18 protein-coding genes and 1 pseudogene are annotated in these 19,590 nt (G+C 33.3%); 14 read left to right on the top strand and 5 right to left on the bottom strand.

Annotation, left to right across the window (positions count from 1 at the left end; all coding sequences use genetic code 11):
- Positions 1 to 102 precede the first annotated feature (102 nt).
- A complete protein-coding gene (locus AAGU22_RS03635) occupies positions 103 to 678 on the top strand; it encodes a flavin reductase family protein (RefSeq protein ID WP_458720874.1) in 576 nt (191 codons plus the stop codon).
- A gap of 1,017 nt (positions 679 to 1,695) precedes the next feature.
- Here the strand turns inward: AAGU22_RS03635 and AAGU22_RS03640 are convergent.
- Positions 1,696 to 2,130, bottom strand: a complete 435-nt coding sequence (locus AAGU22_RS03640) for an FxLYD domain-containing protein (protein ID WP_458720875.1) — start codon at positions 2,128 to 2,130, stop codon at positions 1,696 to 1,698.
- Positions 2,131 to 2,536: 406 nt separating this feature from the next.
- On the opposite strand from AAGU22_RS03640, the pseudogene AAGU22_RS03645 reads away from it, so the two are divergent.
- Positions 2,537 to 2,740 (top strand): annotated as a pseudogene (locus AAGU22_RS03645) (DUF72 domain-containing protein); the annotation flags it as partial.
- A gap of 779 nt (positions 2,741 to 3,519) precedes the next feature.
- Here the strand turns inward: AAGU22_RS03645 and AAGU22_RS03650 are convergent.
- On the bottom strand, positions 3,520 to 4,410 hold the full coding sequence (locus AAGU22_RS03650) for a DUF72 domain-containing protein (protein WP_458720876.1): 891 nt from the start codon (positions 4,408 to 4,410) through the stop codon (positions 3,520 to 3,522).
- A gap of 132 nt (positions 4,411 to 4,542) precedes the next feature.
- Between AAGU22_RS03650 and AAGU22_RS03655 the strand changes: the two genes are divergently transcribed.
- A complete protein-coding gene (locus AAGU22_RS03655) occupies positions 4,543 to 5,196 on the top strand; it encodes an NADPH-dependent F420 reductase (protein WP_458720877.1) in 654 nt (217 codons plus the stop codon).
- A gap of 467 nt (positions 5,197 to 5,663) precedes the next feature.
- Here the strand turns inward: AAGU22_RS03655 and AAGU22_RS03660 are convergent, their stop codons facing one another.
- Complete coding sequence (locus tag AAGU22_RS03660) at positions 5,664 to 6,158, bottom strand: Mut7-C RNAse domain-containing protein (protein WP_458720878.1); 495 nt, start codon at positions 6,156 to 6,158, stop codon at positions 5,664 to 5,666.
- Positions 6,159 to 6,539: 381 nt separating this feature from the next.
- Here AAGU22_RS03660 and AAGU22_RS03665 point away from each other — a divergent pair, with 381 nt between their 5' ends.
- The 8 genes from AAGU22_RS03665 to AAGU22_RS03700 all read left to right on the top strand — a co-directional run bounded on the left by AAGU22_RS03665 (position 6,540) and on the right by AAGU22_RS03700 (position 13,634).
- Positions 6,540 to 6,806, top strand: coding sequence for a hypothetical protein (locus AAGU22_RS03665; RefSeq protein WP_458720879.1), 267 nt, complete (start codon positions 6,540 to 6,542; stop codon positions 6,804 to 6,806).
- Positions 6,807 to 7,567: 761 nt separating this feature from the next.
- Entirely contained in the window at positions 7,568 to 7,813 is a 246-nt protein-coding gene (locus AAGU22_RS03670; RefSeq protein ID WP_458720880.1) for a hypothetical protein, read from the top strand.
- A 166-nt stretch (positions 7,814 to 7,979) separates the two neighbouring features.
- Entirely contained in the window at positions 7,980 to 8,177 is a 198-nt protein-coding gene (locus tag AAGU22_RS03675) for a CDGSH iron-sulfur domain-containing protein (RefSeq protein ID WP_458720881.1), read from the top strand.
- A 279-nt stretch (positions 8,178 to 8,456) separates the two neighbouring features.
- On the top strand, positions 8,457 to 8,789 hold the full coding sequence (locus AAGU22_RS03680) for a hypothetical protein (RefSeq protein ID WP_458720882.1): 333 nt from the start codon (positions 8,457 to 8,459) through the stop codon (positions 8,787 to 8,789).
- A gap of 193 nt (positions 8,790 to 8,982) precedes the next feature.
- On the top strand, positions 8,983 to 9,357 hold the full coding sequence (locus AAGU22_RS03685) for a cytidine deaminase (protein WP_458720883.1): 375 nt from the start codon (positions 8,983 to 8,985) through the stop codon (positions 9,355 to 9,357).
- 839 nt (positions 9,358 to 10,196) lie between these two features.
- Positions 10,197 to 11,117, top strand: coding sequence for an SDR family oxidoreductase (locus tag AAGU22_RS03690; protein ID WP_458720884.1), 921 nt, complete (start codon positions 10,197 to 10,199; stop codon positions 11,115 to 11,117).
- A gap of 621 nt (positions 11,118 to 11,738) precedes the next feature.
- The gene (locus AAGU22_RS03695) at positions 11,739 to 13,004 is read left to right on the top strand and encodes an MBL fold metallo-hydrolase (protein ID WP_458720885.1); all 1,266 of its coding nucleotides are present in this window, start codon (positions 11,739 to 11,741) and stop codon (positions 13,002 to 13,004) included.
- Between the two features lie 114 nt (positions 13,005 to 13,118).
- Positions 13,119 to 13,634, top strand: coding sequence for an ester cyclase (locus tag AAGU22_RS03700; RefSeq protein ID WP_458720886.1), 516 nt, complete (start codon positions 13,119 to 13,121; stop codon positions 13,632 to 13,634).
- Between the two features lie 205 nt (positions 13,635 to 13,839).
- On the opposite strand, the gene AAGU22_RS03705 is transcribed toward AAGU22_RS03700, so the two are convergent.
- On the bottom strand, positions 13,840 to 14,166 hold the full coding sequence (locus AAGU22_RS03705) for a hypothetical protein (protein WP_458720887.1): 327 nt from the start codon (positions 14,164 to 14,166) through the stop codon (positions 13,840 to 13,842).
- A gap of 623 nt (positions 14,167 to 14,789) precedes the next feature.
- Between AAGU22_RS03705 and AAGU22_RS03710 the strand changes: the two genes are divergently transcribed.
- The 3 genes from AAGU22_RS03710 (at position 14,790) to AAGU22_RS03720 (ending at position 18,613) form a co-directional block, all read left to right on the top strand.
- A complete protein-coding gene (locus AAGU22_RS03710) occupies positions 14,790 to 15,344 on the top strand; it encodes a response regulator (RefSeq protein ID WP_458720888.1) in 555 nt (184 codons plus the stop codon).
- A gap of 700 nt (positions 15,345 to 16,044) precedes the next feature.
- On the top strand, positions 16,045 to 16,497 hold the full coding sequence (locus tag AAGU22_RS03715) for a hypothetical protein (RefSeq protein WP_458720889.1): 453 nt from the start codon (positions 16,045 to 16,047) through the stop codon (positions 16,495 to 16,497).
- A gap of 115 nt (positions 16,498 to 16,612) precedes the next feature.
- A complete protein-coding gene (locus tag AAGU22_RS03720) occupies positions 16,613 to 18,613 on the top strand; it encodes an ATP-binding protein (protein WP_458720890.1) in 2,001 nt (666 codons plus the stop codon).
- Positions 18,614 to 19,285: 672 nt separating this feature from the next.
- Here AAGU22_RS03720 and AAGU22_RS03725 read toward each other — a convergent pair.
- On the bottom strand, positions 19,286 to 19,465 hold the full coding sequence (locus AAGU22_RS03725) for a DUF1059 domain-containing protein (RefSeq protein WP_458720891.1): 180 nt from the start codon (positions 19,463 to 19,465) through the stop codon (positions 19,286 to 19,288).
- Positions 19,466 to 19,590: the final 125 nt, after the last annotated feature.

The following is a 19,590-nucleotide window of genomic DNA, read 5'->3' on the forward strand; positions in this document are numbered from 1 at the left end:
TAAGGAATCTAAAACTACCAGTCATTCACCTTTCTCAAGAACCTTTTAATCCTATTTGGATACCATCTGTTCTAAAAAAATGTCAAAAGGCCTTTACAAATCATGAAAAATATAAAAAGTAAATGGTGTATCTATAACATGGATACCCTGGAATTTGATCTTTCTACGATAGAGGCGCATCTTAGATATAATCTATTAATTTCTCTAATAACTCCTAGACCAATCGCCTTCATTTCTACATTAAGCGATAAAGGAATCCCAAACGCGGCGCCCTTTTCGTTTTTTAATTTGATGGGGAATGACCCTCCAATTGTGGCTATTGGTATTGGCAAAGATGAAACTCGAAAAAATGATTTGAAAGATACTGGGTATCATATCCAAATGACAAAGGAGTTTGTCATAAATATTGTAAACGAAAGTAGTTTAGAGCAAGTGAACATGACATCCATTGATTTTCCCCCAGAAATTGACGAATCCGATATTGCCGGGCTAACCAAGATACCCTCTATAAAGGTGAAACCACCAAGGATCGCGGAGTCACCAGCTAACCTTGAATGCCGCCTAGCAAGTACCGCAGAAATTGGAAACACCCGCATAGTGTTGGGGGAAATTATCTACCTGCATGTAAAGAAAGAATTTTTGGATCCTTACGAGAATCAAACGGTCCTACCGATCTAATCTCCCCAGTTGGGAGGATGCACAAAAACTGTGTATATACCCGAACTACTGATTTGTTTAATGTACCGCGTCTATCTTTTAAAGAATGGAAAGAGCAGGAAAAGAGTAGTAAAAATATATGAATAGGAATAACCATGGAATGTACCATGTTACCCTCTATAGCCATAGATCCTCCGAGTAATATTGATTTTTATTCTAACGATTTGGGACCTCGGCTTGTAAAGTTCACGCTAAACCAAGATGATGCAATGTCGCATCATCTTTATTTCGGTGATAAAACAAGCCGTCTAGGGACAATACTTACATTTTTCCACTGGCAAGAAATACCTATGGGGTGCCGAGGCCCCTGTCTGATCTATCTGGCAAACAGGTATTATTGCACCAGGGTCAGCGGATCCAATATTACCAAAAGAGCAAGTAAATTGTCTTTTACGACTATTGCAGGTTTATGTTCCCATGAAATATTCTCATATTCATATCTAGTAAAGAGGATGTAGTTTATCAGACAATTTTATAATTCGCTAGAATTTCAATCAAATTCCAGCAACCAATAGTATTGACTTAGTAACGAACAAGTGAAAAACGCTTGTAAGTGAAATTTGATACTATAATAAGTGAAAATAATTATTTCCTGGTCGGGATTTAACGAATCAATATAATTTGCATCCAGACGAGCGTATTTCAACTCACCTGGATGTAAGCATCAAGCCTAAATGATGCATATCATGATGACACTTCATGAATATTAAATATTTGGATGACCTTTCATTGGGATGATACTCTAGAAAAATAATCAAATTCATTGAAAGCAAATGAATGAAAAACTTCAGCTTATTAAAATAAGCATGAAAACACGTTTAATCGTACCGAGTAAAGATATTTTGTATGTGGTAAACCACATCTCCTACCCAGATAATACGTAAATCTCAAATGTCTTACAGGACTAAATCAAGATTAATCTCCAAAGTCTAATTAACTATTGTTTTAAATAAAAAATGATTATATTAAAAAAATAAATTAATTAACTTGGTCTCCAAATGCAGTTATGTTAGTGGTCGCCAATCTAATATGCGAAACGACCTCAAACAAGTTAAAAGTATACTTTTCATTTGGCTTTAATATGAAAGATGGCTGCGTAACATATTCATTGAATTTGCCCAAACTATTTCCATCTTTGTCAAAGAATTCACCAGTGATTTCAATATCATGCACATCAAATGTATTATTATTCCTTACTGCTCCATCCACTTCTACCATACCTTGTGCAGTCTTGGAGGTCACCAGATCCTCTACAGGCATAAACACCTTTCCAGATTTTTGATTACTGTTATTCTGATTATCAGCAGTTTCATTTACCTGTGCTCTTGCACTATTTTTGAATTCATAAAAAGGGTCTGCAGATGAGGCAACCATCAATAGTGACAAAATGATAGTAATTTCCTTTAACATCATTAATTAATAGATGGTATTCCATAATAAATTTTCTTATTGAATTATGTTAAACCGTTTGAATATCTGAGGAATAAATACATCTGGAGATGGAGAATACGGGTAATAGTAAAAATTCTCTAGATAAAAGAAGGGAATTATTTGTACCAGTTTGGATGTTTGGTAATTAGAAGTTGTGAAAAAAAGGAATATCAAATACTTTTTCAAAAGAAAAACCAATTGGAAGATAGCTTGACAACAACAACTTATTCTATATAGAACGATCGTGCTGAAAGTTTTATAATGTTCATTGTCGCAAATGGATTTTATAATTGAATTTCTATATCGGTTGTTCTGGTTGGAGTTACAGTGGATGCAAAGGGACGTTTTATCCAAATGATTTAGATAGCAAAGATTATTTTCATATTATTCCAAATTTTTTGATTTTGCTGAGGTTGATTCGACATATTATAATATTCCATCGAGGTTTGCGGTTAGAGATTGGAAAGACAAAACACTATCTGATTTCAAGTTTACATTAAAGTTTCCAAAGATTATACCACATGAAAAAAAACCTGAGATTGTTTTCCAAGCCGTTATCCATTTTTTTTATTGCTTTAGAGCCTTTGATTGAAAAAATCTTGTTATTACTGATTCAGCTTCTACCCTATCTAACTGTGAAGAAGAGGTTTGAGTCATTCTCTGTAATGACTCAATTTTGATACCCGATTTAGATATGCGATTGAGTTAGACATTCCTCCTGGTTTGAAGAAGAGATATTTGATTATCTAAAAGAGCAAAACATGTCGCTGGTTTGGAGTGTTAGAGAGGAATCAACTACCCATACAATAATAACATTCGATCAAATTTAAGCTAGATTTATTGAGGATGGAAGTATAAATGAAAAAGATTTTGGCAAAGTTGTAAAGGGAGAGGATCGAACAACAGAAATGATCTAATATATGAGAAAATTTGAGAGGATACAAAATGCTGAAAATAATATCCACGACGTGCTAATTGCCTTCAACAATCACTTTGCGGGATTTGGTCCTCAGTCCGTGAATGATTTCTCGAAGACTACGAACAAATTGGAGAGATATTGGAAGTGACCTAGAAAGTCGGCAACAAAACAACTCAAATCAAGCCCATGGTAGATACCAATCAAGTATATCAGATTTTAGCAGATTTCATTTTAAAGCATAGAATCTGGATTAACATTATGCATTCTAATATGCTTGGAATAACTGATGTGTATCATTAAGAATGTGTATGAGGAAAGTCCGTGATTATTCACTGATGTTTTTACCATCCGATATCACTAATGCCATATAGCACAACCGGACCCGGCCAACTACTCATAAATGTAAAGAGAAGAAAATATCGAGCGATATTATTAGTGTGAATCTATAATAATTATAGCGTATTTGATAGATATTTCTTTGCTTTCTCTAATACCTTTTTTTCATTCTCGGGCAAAGGCTGATTGTTTATTAATTCTTTAAATTGTAGCGAATTTATGATTGCCTTTCCACCAAAGTGATTATTAAAATAAACAAAAATCGTATCAGTATTTTCCTTTATTCTATTGATCTTACTTACCCATGGAATAAGTTCCTTTTCAGAATACAGATAATCATACCAATAATGATCTCTAGTAGTGTTTCTCCCATGGAATCTAACTACCGCCAATTTATTAGATGTCAAATTATTTTCATTTGATAAAAATCCAAGATTCTCTTGCGCAGGAGAATCAGTGAAGACGGATGCAATACTAAAGTGATGGAGTAATTCAAACACTCCCTCCGTATTCCATGAATTATGCCTGAATTCTATGGCGATATTGTTGTGATTTTTGAGATCAGATTGATTTCTCAGAGCATTCAAAAACTTTTCCAATATATTGGACTCATTAATGGTAAAACTGGGTGGAAGTTGAATTATTATCGAGCCTAATTTCCCTCTACTTTCAAGTGGAGATATTTTTTTGAGGAATTCATTCAAATCAGGTACCACATTCCTGTTGATATCTAATCTCTTTTCATGCGTAATTATTTCGGGGACTTTGACTGATATTTTAAAATCGTTAGGAGTTGTATTTGCCATTCCTATAAATAAACCTTCATGCATGTGTTCATAGAATCTCTTGTAGAAAGTAGCATCCATCTCGACAGCATCAAAAAATTGAGAATAATATCTCAGTTTTCTCGTTTTATTATCTGGGTAAAATACATTTAACCATCCACCCTTTTCTGGTGCACCGCCATAGTTCCATCCAGAACATCCTAGATATAATTGAGAACACATGATTAGTTTGATTATGATTTCCCAATAATTAAGAAAATCGGTTCATTTTCCTCTCATGCTATTGGATTAAAATTATCAGAAATAATGATTTTGTTTTTAAAGTTTTAATCACTTCAATGTATACTCCTCATTATGAAGATTGGTATATTAGGATCAGGAGAGGTAGGTCGAAGATTGGCGGATGGTTGCTTAGATCTTGGCCACCACGTTATGATTGGGACACGTAATCCTGCAAAAGAAGAAATACAGAAATGGATAAACAACCCCAAACATAAAGAAAATGCTTTTGTTGGATCATTTGCCGATGCAGCTTCTTTTGGTGAATTAATTGTCATTTCAACTTTCTGGGGGGGCACTGAGAATGCAATTAATTTGGCTATTTCATCCAATTTTAATGATAAAATAGTCGTTGATACAACAAATCCATTAGAATTTGCTAAGGATTCACCCCCAAAACTCTCACTCGGGTATGATAAATCTGCTGGTGAGGTAGTTCAATCCATGCTACCAAATTCAAAAGTTGTAAAAGCCTTTAACATAGTAGGTAATCCCCATATGATTCATCCTGACTTCCCGGGAGGTCCACCAACTATGTTTATTTGCGGCAATTTTAAGGATGCCAAAGACACGATCATTGAAGAATTATTAACCCCATTTGGTTGGGAGACAATAGACATCGGGGGAATTGAGCAATCGAGATTGTTAGAACCCCTTGCCATGTTATGGATAACTCATTACCTTCAAACCGGGTTGGGAAACCATGCCTTCAAGTTGTTAAAAAAATAATACCCTTTATGCATTTGTATTTTTTTTATGTTGGATGCCTGTCTACTTGCCATTACATGAAGTTTCGTTTATTGATAAATTGTCCAGATAGCAGTAAATCACAAATATTGAAACCTCTTCCATGGTATATATCGATTTTAGTTGCTCGAAACTTCAATCTTGTTATTTATAAACAAAATAATAAACTAAAATCTTTCCATTTAAAAATGATTATGATTCGTTTTGTTATCCATTGGAAGAATTTATGCGTAACCTATGCATGATAACATTACTGATGTTCAAAAGGCCATCAAGATGGTCCAATCAAAATCTGCGATTAACGTCGTAGGCGACTAGTCTGTTCAAATAGCTTTTAATTTACAAAATATGTGAGTAACAATATTAATTCTTGAATCCCATCTGGTGTTTCACCAAGGTTACTACTAGTATAATATATCCTATTAAATATTGTCAACGAAAATATTGACCTACCTTTCCTGTGATAATAATTTGTTGATTTTATCTATAAATTTGTTGATATTCTCAACATGAGTTCCTTCCCAGTAAACTTTTGAACATTTTGAACATTCATAAATTGTGGATATACTCTCATATACTTTCTCTGGAACGGGATAAGATGTCATTGTCTTGTCAAGTTTTCTAAGAGTGCCGTTACAAATTGAACATCGGGTATTTGCGTTCGGAACCGGATTGATATGTTTGATATCACATCTCCCTAATATAAAAACCAAATTTTCAACTTCATTGTCATCAGGGAGTAACAATCCATTCCTGCTCAATTTTGAGATCTTTAAATAGAGTCCTCTGTCTCTGGTTACCAATAGCTTGTGATCATGATTACTTTTATTGATTAGAAAATCATCACTAGCATCTAACCAGAATTCGGTGTCAAATCCCATTATTCTTAATTTCTTTGCAATATTTCCTCCCATGCAGTCAATAATAAATTTTGGGTGATCCACTTCATGATCAGTAGGTATCTGTTACTTTTAGTTATTCTAAGTACCAGTATGTTTATCTAGATACCAACCGTTATAGTGGAAAACCATTAATACTATTTCGCCTTTTTATATGATTGACCTTTTTTCACTTCAATGACTCTGAATTTTCCCTCTTTTCTTGAATGATTAAGATGTTGAAATTGGCGATCTAATCAAATCATTCCCTTTGCCATTTTTCTCCACACTCACTTTAAGTTGCAACTTTCAACTGAGAATAGATCGCAGAATATTTTATTTAATAGTTTTATCAATGATTAAAGATTTCTAGATGAAAAATCGAGGTTTTAGTAAATTTTAGCTATGAAAGTAAGATTATAAGTGTTGATGATTAATTATTTTAGAATGTCTGTTGATAATGATGTTCGAAATAATCTGGCAAAGTATGAGAAATTCAAGGGTGGAGAACCTGAGAAAGTAATGCTATATCATAAACTCAAACTAGAAAACCTGGAGATAATAAGTGACAAGACAAACTATCTGGATATGGACACAGCCAAGATTCCAATAGTAGATTTTGTATGCGATATATGTAATCTTCCAATGGAGGCACAACAACACCCATCCAAAGTAGATCTCGTCTGCATAAATTGTAATCAGACATATCCTTAGTACTTGGACTAATTTTTGATCATCGTATTAACTTTGAAATATCCAGAACTAATTTTAAGCGGGTCCCGTACTTAGTTTCTGATTACTAATATTGCAATGTCTTTGATTTTATATTAAATGAAATCATTCTAGAGTGGCAACATCGAGTCAAAATCTCGAGGAAAAGGTGTCATGAAGCAGTATCCCATTCATTTTAGGACAGGGTTTATTATTTCAGAAGGGGAAATAAAAGAATACAAGACTGATAAAGGAAATTAGCAAACAAACTGGTAGAGGTCAATGAACCTGATAAAATATGTTATCAATTTTATTTCGAAAAGTCTAAGGCAAAATGTATTGTACATGAAACATGTATGATGCAGAAATAGTATTTGCTCAATTCGAGGGGGTGCCTCAAATACAGTTCTTCCAAAGATTCGTGATATATCTAGGATAACAAGTTTTGAGGTTTTTAGGACCATCAACAACAAGTTACGTAAGGCGATATAAGGCTTGAATCTGCAACCCTCCATTCTATATACGGGTTTTAACCGTTTAATTCGATGATGTGTAGATGGCCGATTCACGAAAGAATAAATGTGTACTCTCAAGCAAACTATTGAGAAAGATTGCATTAGACTCGCCGAAAGATCTTTTTGAAAAACTTTTGGCTGGCTTGCTTGATCAACTCCTAGTTCTGTTTTAACCTACTTAAACCCATTCAAAATAGATCAAACATAATATTTTTATCAATCAATTTTCTAAATGATTAAAGATGTGTTATGTATTTCGATATTTCTACAAGTGATACTGACATTGCAAAATTCGAAAAGTTAAAGGACAATTTTAGTTGGTTTTATTCAAATTATGATAGAATTGAGAGGGATATTCACAATCAGTATATTGCTGTTAAAGATAGAAAGCATATTGATAACGATGTCAACCTCGAAGCTCTTATAAAAAGACTCAATTTGAAGAGCTATGACGAATCAATAGCTATCGAGTTCGTAAATTCTAAGAGTCAATAATATCGACAATTGCTTTTTTATTCTTGTCCGCGTTTTAATATGACTATTTACACCATGATTGATTAGAACTCATAGATAATTTGTGAACTATGGAATCAAAATGTAGAATACATTGCAGATAACTTTTAAAAATATTTTATATATTTCGAATTATCAATGTGTTTAGATGGTAAGATACGTAATAAAAGAGGGAAAAGGACCTATGGAAGTGAAGGTTGGCAATGATAGTAAATGGATTTGCATGTGTGGATTAAGTCAAAACCAGCCGTTTTGTGATGGTGCTCATAAAAAAACACTAAATGAGGAGGATGGAAAAGTCTACAAGTACAATACTGATGGTACTAGAACTGAAATACAAATTTGAATAAGCAATGTAATCATTCTTATAATTTATTCTTTTTAAATTGAAGCAAAAAAGTTTTAAATGATTTCCTTTATGAAAAAAGTTTTAAAGTTAATTTTCGCTACGAAAATAACATATTCCCGAAACATTTATGAGTGTGCATGACCTTATCAATTGCCTTTTAATTTAGATATTGGAATTATATTAATTGTCAGAAAGTTGCGATTAAAATAGGTAGATGGTAATATAGTTATGTACACACTATAATATACAATGGAATCCGATTATAAGTTTAGGTATGTGAATGATTACATTAAAAATTTACTAGATGGAAATATGACACTTCAATATGAAGATGTGGATTTGAAAAGTGTAAAAAAACCTATCGAATATCTCGACAAGATTGAAAAATGGTTGGAATTTAGAAATAGAATTAGAGATGAGGATCCAGATGAATTTACTAAACTTACAGGCGAATTGTTTACCCATCTCTTAGCTATACGACTGGCTGGTGTAGTAATAGACCATTCTTGTGAATATTGTGATATGACTGGTAACGAAGAAATCGTAGATACCGAACCACTATCACCTTCGACTACAATTAAAGAATCAAATAGGGACGCCGAGGTGTAAATTTTGATCAAAATCATTTTTCCTGAAACAATCCTGCTAAATTACAATACCTCCATGAAGATTCAATAATTAATATAATTATGCTTATTTGATAAAAAGACAATCCATTAGGTCTGTTGATCCATTACCGAGTCTTAAAAAACAATGGATTTTACTTTAATAATTTTTATTGAGATACACAATAGGTTCCTCTATGAATCTATTAATAGAGGCGGCTACGAAAAGTTTAAAAAAATCATATAATCCTTACTCTGGTTTATCTGTAGGTTGTGCCTTAAAAACATCTTCTGGCAAAATCTATGATGGAGTTAATATTGAAAATTCAGTTTTTGGACTGACCATGTGTGCCGAAAGGGTTGCAGTGTTTAAGGCCGTTTCTGAAGGGAACGTCGACATAGAGGAAATCGCATTGGTAGCTTCTACAGGAAAACCAATCTATCCCTGCGGTGCCTGCAGACAAGTGTTATATGAATTCAATCCTAATACAAAAATATATTCAAGTGATGGTAAAACTCTAATTTTATTGGAAATTCTCCCTTTTGCATTTTCGAGGGATGCGTTAAGTTAAATTCGCTACTTTAGTTGATCTCTTCATCAAACTTGATTTCTTGAATTAAAGGGCAGCCTATTGTTATGTAGAATAGTTTGAGGATCTTGTAGTATCATTTCATTAAGGTTTTCCACATCAATATATACATCGTTTGCATCTTTCTTGAATGATCTTGCTCCTGAGTGTTGCGTCGATGGTTACCTCAGTTTTATCCTTAGTATCTATACTTTCTGTCTTAAACACTATTACTTTTTGAAGAACATTCCTAACTAAAATGTAATAAGCAAAAGGAATTATTGTATGAGTTCCTGGTGCTAATCGTTTACTACGTATCCATCCTTAAAACTAATTCCTTATAGTATTGGTTGAATAGGATAAGAAAAGAGGAAATAATAATATAATCCTGCTACTAATAATCCGCAAATTAGTATTTCTATGCTGGCATTTATCTTAATCCCATAAATGTAATTAAAACTTCCAAAACCAAAACCAAAACCATCTGGATACCTGAACCTTTTTTCGGTGAATTTGTTCTTGAAAAAACAATTAGCATTTCTTGAAGTGGGGATAGCTATGTGAAGCAAAGTAAACTTAAAATGTTATTATGAACAATTGAAAATATTTTCTAGTGTACTTTTGATTGATCGCATATATCTTATCATCTTTATTTTACATGGATCTAAAGGTCGTTCTGCTAAAATACTTTTTTTTATTTTACTAAGGTTCAATACTGTTACTGCAAGAATACCAAATCCTTACATTTCATATCTTAATTCTTAGTTTCAAGGAGATTTTAATAACCCAAAGGATAAGTAACGAAACATATATACTTAATTCTAGATAACACTGTTTGCAGAATGTCTAATATTGGCAAAAGTAAGGTGGCGCTTGTAACAGGTAGTTCTACCGGTATTGGATATGAGACTTGTTTAGCACTAGCTCGCAACAGTTTCGTTACTTGTGCTACAATGAGGGACAAAAAAAAATCTAAGGATTTGGAGAGAATTGCAAGGAACGAAAATCTACAATTAAAGATATTTGAAATGGATGTTGACATAGACCGTTCTGTTTATGAGGCAATTGAAAAGATAACTACGGAATTTGGTAAAATAGATGTACTTGTAAATAATGCTGGATATGGTCTCTTTGGGGCCTTAGAAGACTTTTCAATGGATGAAATAAAGAATCAATTTGAAACTAATGTTTTCGGTGTGATCAGAGTAATTCGTAAAGTATTACCTATAATGAGGCAACAAAAAGCTGGAATTATTATTAATATTAGTTCCATATCTGGGCTTGCTGGAGATCCTACCCAATCTGCATACTGTGCCACAAAATTTGCTGTTGAGGGGTTAAGCGAAGCTCTTTCTTTTGAGTTAGAATCCTTTGGAATAAAATTAATATTAATAGAACCTGGTGTGATAAATACAGAATTCGTAGAAGATTTAGTCGTACCTTCCAATAAGTATGGGATTGATAAGAATAGGGATTTAGTATCCACATCATATGATGGAAAAAAGAAAAAATCCTTGTCCATTTACAGCAACACAGTGGACAAGTTCTTGTCCTTTTATTACAATGCCATGAGCCATGCGCCTCATCCACACCTTGTGGCTGACGAAATAATTCGAGCAATTGCTAATTCTTCCAACAGTGAGAATGGAGCAACTTTATTGAGAATTGCTGTTGGAAACGATTCCAAAGAATATTCAAAACTCAAAAAGGAGTTATCTGATAAAGACTTTCACGAATTATTAAAAACGAACCTATTGAAATAAAATTACATGCGATGTTCTGGCGATTATATAAAGAGATAAACTGTATTCGTTTTATGCCCGATTTTCTAATAATTGAATTTCTCATGCAAGAAAATTCTCTCGACCTGTCAAAGAAATAAAAAACAAATTCTGTCTACTATTCTATTCTTACTCATATCCATCCAATATAACACTTTCCCATTTTGATATTTCTCAGAGCACATCTCAAAATTGCATTCCTTAATACGATGTGTTGAAGTGAACTATTCTCCGATGACTGCTACTCCATTATAATGGGCCCGCAATTGTCTTAAGCAATAATGAAGAAAAAGTTGGATCATCATTGATCAACTTCAATATTAGTAAAATAAATGGAGACCTTAAGACGAACAGCATGAATGTTGAAAAGTTGATGAAAGATGCTGCATGAGTATTTTTAGCCCCTGTTCACCTTGAAATTTCAAAGTGTCTCATTAATGTCCTTTGTTTTGTGGCGAGTGGTCATTTTTTAAGCTTAGTAACGGCACTAACTTGCTTTCCAAAGAGTAGAAACCCATCGCAAATTTAACTATGCTTATTAAAGCTCTCATCAATTTATGATTTATAAATATCAAATTACAACCTAGAGATATGATTATGCCAATGTCAAATGACGATGGTAATAGTAATAACAAGAATAGTTTGGTGATTAAACCAACAGAGCTAAAGAGAAAAATGGATAAGGGCGATGATATTTTTATTTTAGATGTCAGAAGTAGGCAGGAACATGATATGTGGACTATTTCTTATGATAATTATCCGGATTCACTTGTAATCCCTGTAGATACCCTGGCTTCTCTCGAATCTCTAAGACAGATTCCAAAGAATAAAGAAGTTATCACGTTTTGTGCTCATGGTCAACGTTCATCTATGGCAGCAAGAACTCTCTCGTCTTTAGGATATAATGTTAGAACTGTTGAAGGGGGTATGGCTGGATGGAGTAGATTATATGATGTTGCTGAAGTAAATTTAGATTCAAATATTACTTTGAAAATTTGGCAGGTTAGACGCATATCAAAGGGGTGCATGAGCTATGTTATCGCATCCACTAAAGACAAAAAAGCAACAATTATTGATGCAACATGCGATATCGACACTGTTATCAACACTCTCCTTCAAGAAAATGAACTTACAGTTAGTAGAGTACTTGATACTCATATGCATGCAGATCACCTTTCAGGTTCAGTCAGAGTTGCTAGAAAATATGGATCAGAGGTAGCGATTAGTGGGTTTGAAAACTACACTACAGAACAGGTATCGTCTGAACAGGACCCAAAATGTAAACTAATTTCAACAGGACAAAAATTTGAATTAGAGGATGGATTCTATTTAGAAGCTATTCACACCCCAGGGCATACAGATGGTAGCATGAGTTTCTTATTGAAAATTCATAGAGTTACTAAAAATGATTACACCAACAAACAGCAAAGTAGTGGCGTTACTTTTGCCAAAAATAGTGACAATGATGAACTAGATTATTATCTTTTTACAGGTGATACTATTTTTGTAAATGGGGTGGGAAGACCAGATCTTCGTAATAAATCACAGGAATATACCAATAAACTTTTCCACACTTATTATAACGTGATATTTAACCTACCTGACAAAACAATTATACTTCCAGCTCACTATAGCTCTGGTTTTGAACATGAAAAACCCGTTCTTGATTCACTGGGATCGATTAAACAAAAACTGGCATCCATACTGGATTCCAAAAATACATTCATAGACTTTGTAACTTCAAATATCCCTCACCATCCTATGAATTATGAAAAAATAGTCTACTTAAACAAAAACTTGACTTCCTGTGATATGGTAAATCAAACAGATCTAGAGTCTGGTCCAAATTCTTGTTGTATCAGAGCTTAGTAATTTATGCTTCTATTTTATAGTAACGATTATCTGGTTCTCAATATTAACTGTTGTGGGTTTATCAAAGTTGATACAGATCAATTATGAATATTTGCCAATATCGGACCTTACTTGCTAAATGACCACCTACTACACCCAAGAAGACTCTATGACAACCAAACAGAGTCATTAAAAGTATGTAAAATCTTAAGTGAAAGGAATATGTATTCTATTTGTGACTACAAACGAGCCTTTGAGGGAGTCGTTCAAAAATTAGCTGAAACTTTTAACGATCCTCAAATTAGACAAACGTCTTATTTTGACTTTTATGATGATTCTCTTGCTATACATGGTTTTCCTCCTAATTTACCAAATAACAAAGAGGGTTTTAAGCAATTTATCTATATTCTGTGGAACGCGTTCCCTGATATAAGAATCTTATTTGATGACATTATTATTGAGGAAAGTAAAGTTGTTTGCCGATACGTTTTATCTGGAACTCATAAAGGGGAATTTTTGGGTATACCTCCAACCAATAAGTCTTTTAGAGTAAATGGTATGACCATCTTTTACTTTAAGGATAGAAAATGTGTTCAACGTTGGAACCTAGTAGATATGACATCTTTAATGGAACAGTTAAAACCATAGTCACACCCACTTGATTCATGTCAAACCATTAAGAATAGTCCTGAAAGGGCAACAGAACCTTCATGGTATTGATCAATTTTATAAAATTTATCCTGCAATTTTTACCAAGCATAGTGTTAGGGCTCGGCCTTTCCCATTATTTAATGGCATACTGTAGGGTCATACACAAGTAGAAACCCCTGATTCACATTCTAATGTGACAGTGTTAGACATACTTTTGCATCTTAATTACGACGATTCTTGAATGGACTTTCCCTCTATGGCCTGACGAAAGTTCATAAATAACTGATTTAAATTTTCTTGATAAAAAATACTCTAAAAATGAAACAATTGTCCTTCCATGCATATCGGCTGTAAAAATTGTTATCAATTCTGGTTTTAGGTCGATAACGAACTTTAATAATTCATCGATCCGATATGAACCTGAATGCATTCTATCGCCTTTAAAATGGTGACTCAAAACCATGTACTCTTGAGCCTTTGTTTGATTTGAGCCGGTCCCTGCCGAAACTATAACTATTTCATTATTCATCTATGCATACATCATCTATTCATATATCTTAAAATAAATTTGTTCATATGAATTACTATCAGTGTTTGATTGAGGAGTACCAATTAAGAATTTAAAAATTTGTGATTTGACTGGTCGTTTTGCTATTCACATAATCTATCTGTCCTAGCAGACAATCAACTATGTCTACTTACTACCTGGATACTAGAACATTCCCATTATTTTATCCGTGTTTATCATTTTTAATGCTTCCGCATATCATCCAAACAAAAAAAGGACAAATGAATTGACATGCAATTCATTTTAGGATTGAAGTGCCGAAAGACTGAATGTCTATAGTGCTATTACTATAAGTACCAACAAAAGAAATGAATATTGCTAATAAAATGATCTTATTTACTCGAATTATTTTTTGATAACAAATCGTTGCGTACAAACATAGACTAAATTGTTAAACTATTTTATCTTTAAAATTAGGGAAGTAAATCCTAATACGAAATATTCTAATAATGAATAGTGTCAATAAAGCCACATAATTTAAATATACTTTAAATGATTTCCACTATTTTGTAACTAACATATATTAACCTAATTCCATGCTTTATTAACTATGTTATCTAAATTTAATTATCTAGGGTGATAATATGTCCTTTGACTACCTGCACTATGTGGCTTCTTATAAGAAAAATATAAAAAATCAAAATAGTAAAAGTGATAAACATATATCGCTACCAAAGAGAACCTCTGCACGTACACTTTTATATAATGATAAGAACCTGACAAAGGTTCATCCGAATTCTAAAATAAAGAAAAATAAGAAATATCGAGTCTTGGTAGCCGAATCAAACTCTGGTGTACGGGCAATGATCAAATTATATTTAGAATCTTTGAATTTGAATTACATTGCTGTTGATAGGGGAGATGAAGCTTTACATCTTTTTTCTAATACTGTTGACGACAGAGGGAAAAAATATGATGTTGTGTTACTGGATACTCATTTAGATGGACTATCAGGATTAGAAGTCGCAATCGAGATTCATAAACAGAGTCCCGATCAAAGAATAATGATCATGAGTGCTTCACCAAGAGAACACCTTTCTAATGAATTACTAAAATCGACCAAAATACGTGAGAGCGATATTTTTGCGAGACCATTTAGACTCGCAGAATTGATTTGTTCAATAGAACCAATACCCTGATTCCGAATTATTTATATTAGTATGTGAGATGATTTCTCTTACCTATCCATTTAGTTTTAGGTTTGATTAATACCCAAATTCCCTACCTGATGAGGTTTTGATACTATCGGTATTTTTGGAGAATTGATGTATATCCATCATTCATAGGTAGAGACAACTATCTGCTTGCACCAATTTTAGATTTTCATATTATGAGGCCGACCTAATGTAGCCTACTGTAGCCTAACGTATATCTTTAAGGAAGACCTTCCTAATCAAACTATTAGGCCAATCTGCGATTAGCATAACGTTGTCCATCTAATCCTATTTATAGATAACTGGATTCAGATTGGACTATCTGATCGTGTTTATTGGATCGGTCGATTTTTGGATCTGATTTGAAATGATTCTATTTCAACATGAACTATCGTATCGTTCAGACTAAAAGAATCCTGATGGGCATGGGCAATATGAGAATCGAAGAAGAAATCATGGGTTCGCACATTTTGAGTCTATTTACCCATACAAATGACTTTGTTTATGATTTGTTTCATTGAAATCGGGAACCCTATCCATGTCCATCAATTACGAGGATTATCAACGATCTACTGATTTTCCAAATCTGATGATCTGATAGATGCGAAAAATATTTAATAATCTAATTGATATGCCTTAAAATGTTATAAGCAATGAACTCACGAAAATCTAAGGGAGTTTAGAATTGGGTATGATATTTTCAGATATTGAAAAAGCAGGAGATTTGGCAGAGCAAGTAGCCTTACAAATTAAGAATTCCAATGGCAATCTCAGAGCTGTTTATTATAAGCTTGAAGAAATTTTGATTAATTATAGGAAAAATAAAGTTGATGTGGATTTGATTATGCCGGCTATCTATGAAGTTGATTTTGAATTTAACAAGACGAATCCTGATGGTAGATCTGTGTGGATTGCATATGCAGATGCATTACATGAAGAGTTATGTAATTCAAACGGCAGTCTTCACAAAATGGTGAAATATGGGAACAATTTAAAAGGCGCATTCCTGGTCAACCACATAATGGACCAACTAAATTTACCACCGAGTTCAGCTCTGTTGATAAGTCCAAAAGCTGCCAGTATCTTGGGCCTCGGAGTAACTGCATTTTGCAGACATGAAAATAAAAAATGTGACTGATCGCCTTCAATCATTGATGCATAAGTCAATTTCAATCAAATACAATAATATGGCCATTTATGTCAAAAACCTTTGAGAGCAAAATTAATTATAAAGTCATATTACAAATAAAACATTGCGGTTAGCAGATTATGGTAAAAACGTTGTTATCTTACCCATATTGCTCATATCTTCAGTAATTTTGGGAATCTTATCCTATAATTATTTCACTCAAACAGCAAATCAAATTCAAGATCTGGCATTAGATGATTTGCAAACAAATTCAGGGATTGAAGTATACAGCATTTCAAACATCCTTCAAAACTCTATATATTTTGTAAATTCAAATTTGGAAAGAATTGTCAATTCCCCGTCTATTACAAACTGGAATATTACTGGAATTCAAAGATTACTTGACCTCGCCCTGAATTCTACTAACTATATTACAGATGGGTATTACCTATTAGATAGCAATGGGACCTTAGTTACCTTTACCGGGATAAATAAAGAACAATATGCACCTTACAAGGGTATCAATCTAGGCCATAGAGATTATTTTAAAATTCCAAAGCAGAATGGAACCGTTTATACAAGCACTGTGATTGAATCTAACGACAATGTACCAAGAATCTATATTTCGTTCCCTATTACTAGGAGTAATAATACTGAGTTACTCGATCCTGCTGTAGACCTACAGCAATCCAGAAACAATTCTATCTCTTTCAAAGGGGTAGTAGTGGCTTCTATAGCTGCAAAAACCCTTGGGAGTTTCCTTGAAAGTCAATTGCATCCTAAATTTAATGGTGAAATAGGGTTTCTTGATAGAGACGGTACCATAATATATTCACCCAATCAAACCTTTATAGGCAAAGATTATTTTGGACCGGAATTTCAATCTTTCATGAAAACCTCTCTTAAGGATAACGAGGAGAGATTTAACAATATTATACATAAAGCTCTTGGTGCTGAAAGTGGTGTAGATGAATTCAACTTTGAGAATTCTACGACCACAATAGCCTACCAGGCAGTAATAGTTCCAGGCAGCCAGGGACAGGAGAATAGAATTGGTACCTTGTTCATAACGGTTCCACATACTCTAGCAGGGGATGTAATAGGTCTAATTAATACACAAAATCTAGTTAGTTTTGCGATAATCTTTGCAATTGCCTCGATATTAGTCATAGTAACAATTATCTTGGTAAGATGGAACCGAATTCTAAAGAATGTGGTGGATCAAAAGACCTCCCAATTAACAGATTCGATTGAAAAATTAGAAAAAGCCAATGAAAACTTGCAATCACATGACAAGTTACAAAAAGAGTTTATCAACGTTGCTGCACATGAACTACGGACTCCGACCCAGGCAATATCCGGAAATTTAGAATTAGTTGAAATGACATATCTTCCATCGATCCTACAAGAAACATCAATAAATCAAGAAGAAATCACTAGAGAATTTGAGAATTTGGTCGAAGATAAGGAAAAGTTGGCCGAGTTCAGAAAGGCACTAATCTCCACCTATAGGAATTCACAAAGACTTGAGAAACTGGTGAATGACATACTAGATACTTCGCGAATTGAAGGTAATAGATTAGAGTTACATAAAGAATCATTTAATCTAAATGAAAAAATCGAAAATGTAATTAAAGATATAAGCAACAAATCCGATAACTATAAAGAGCAAAATAATCTACATAATCCGATAACGATAGACTTTGAACCTCAACAGGATCCAATTAACGTATTTGCTGATAAGATAAGAATTTTTGAGGTCCTTTCAAATCTGTTAAATAATGCAATAAAATTTTCAAAAGGTAAACCAGTCACTATTTCAGTCAGGAAGTTAAAGAATAATAGCGAAAATTTTTCTAGTAATGATAAGGAAAAGGGAAATATTCAAGATATCGATGGTACAGAAACAATTATAGTATCTGTTACCGATAGAGGGATGGGTATTGACGTAGAAATTTTGCCTCGCCTATTTACAAAATTCGCTACCAAGTCAAATCAAGGCACCGGACTAGGTTTGTATATAGCCAAAAATATAATTGAAGCGCACGGGGGACAGATATGGGCTCAGGATAATGCCGATGGAATAGGTGTCACCTTTTCATTTAGTTTACCGCTAGATCAATAACCCTATGAACGCTACTTAGATTTGCAACAACATTTTAGTATGATGTTTGCCTCTGACGGCTATTTGACGGGATTATGAGATTTTGTTTATCAAAATATCATAGTCACCAATAATTCAGCGGTATCAAAATTGACTTATTTTAGGGTAATGATAGGCGTTTTTCAAAAAGGTTACTCGAAGAAGAGATTAAAGGACGGGAATTCTATATCAAAGGTTTATCCCACTCGGGACACATCCAGCTTTTCTTTGTGAAGTCATCATTATATAGTCGTTATCATGTTCTACAGCGGGATGTAATGTTATGTCCATATTCTGACTTCCTAGAGCCCTCAAATGTAATATTAAAAAGAGTAGCAGTTTGTATAAATAATTCGGTTGGGTCGAATCGCTAATTGTAATAAAAACCAAGATATATAGTAACAGATATGAAAAAAGATGAACCAATTCTTATTAGTCATAGTCAATTATTTTGAAATGGCACTTTGCAATATTGAATGAAAAACAATTCCTAGGGCCCTATCATGATATAAAAAATATAGTCGAGATTGATTTTAACGAAGCACAATGGTTTGATATCTTAAGGGAGCATTTTATGAAAATATCTTGGAAGTTATCAAATTTTCGAAATAACTGATAATAATGCTATCTCATCAAAAAATTCAAAAAATATATTTATTCGCTGTGAATAATTCCTTTAATCTTCTGTTTCATTTCATCAGTTATATCTTCTTCTTTCATATTGTGATGACTTTTGGCATGCTCTATGCCATTTTTCAAAACTTCCTCATCTGTTTCACCTTTTACGATATAATCACAATCAAATCCAGCTTCTCTACAACTTATCGTTTTCATAATTATCCTTGGACTTGCTACCTATAAATAATTATTGTACCATATCCGGGTTTATATTAGTTCAAAACTATTGTAGTTCAAACCTGTTTCACAATAAAGCTAGCTGTATTTTGACTAATATTTAT

The sequence above is a fragment of the Candidatus Nitrosocosmicus sp. R genome (assembly GCF_054408505.1).

What these genes read in the sequence shown, in the direction of transcription:
- AAGU22_RS03695 (WP_458720885.1), top strand. Translation starts at nt 11,739, where the DNA reads ATGTCAAATGACGATGGTAATAGTAATAACAAGAATAGTTTGGTGATT.
- AAGU22_RS03635 (WP_458720874.1), top strand. Translation starts at nt 103, where the DNA reads ATGAAAAATATAAAAAGTAAATGGTGTATCTATAACATGGATACCCTG.
- AAGU22_RS03705 (WP_458720887.1), bottom strand. Translation starts at nt 14,166, where the DNA reads ATGAATAATGAAATAGTTATAGTTTCGGCAGGGACCGGCTCAAATCAA.
- AAGU22_RS03690 (WP_458720884.1), top strand. Translation starts at nt 10,197, where the DNA reads ATGTCTAATATTGGCAAAAGTAAGGTGGCGCTTGTAACAGGTAGTTCT.
- AAGU22_RS03650 (WP_458720876.1), bottom strand. Translation starts at nt 4,410, where the DNA reads ATGTGTTCTCAATTATATCTAGGATGTTCTGGATGGAACTATGGCGGT.
- AAGU22_RS03725 (WP_458720891.1), bottom strand. Translation starts at nt 19,465, where the DNA reads ATGAAAACGATAAGTTGTAGAGAAGCTGGATTTGATTGTGATTATATC.
- AAGU22_RS03665 (WP_458720879.1), top strand. Translation starts at nt 6,540, where the DNA reads ATGTCTGTTGATAATGATGTTCGAAATAATCTGGCAAAGTATGAGAAA.
- AAGU22_RS03685 (WP_458720883.1), top strand. Translation starts at nt 8,983, where the DNA reads ATGAATCTATTAATAGAGGCGGCTACGAAAAGTTTAAAAAAATCATAT.
- AAGU22_RS03670 (WP_458720880.1), top strand. Translation starts at nt 7,568, where the DNA reads ATGTATTTCGATATTTCTACAAGTGATACTGACATTGCAAAATTCGAA.
- AAGU22_RS03675 (WP_458720881.1), top strand. Translation starts at nt 7,980, where the DNA reads ATGGTAAGATACGTAATAAAAGAGGGAAAAGGACCTATGGAAGTGAAG.
- AAGU22_RS03640 (WP_458720875.1), bottom strand. Translation starts at nt 2,130, where the DNA reads ATGATGTTAAAGGAAATTACTATCATTTTGTCACTATTGATGGTTGCC.
- AAGU22_RS03710 (WP_458720888.1), top strand. Translation starts at nt 14,790, where the DNA reads ATGTCCTTTGACTACCTGCACTATGTGGCTTCTTATAAGAAAAATATA.
- AAGU22_RS03655 (WP_458720877.1), top strand. Translation starts at nt 4,543, where the DNA reads ATGAAGATTGGTATATTAGGATCAGGAGAGGTAGGTCGAAGATTGGCG.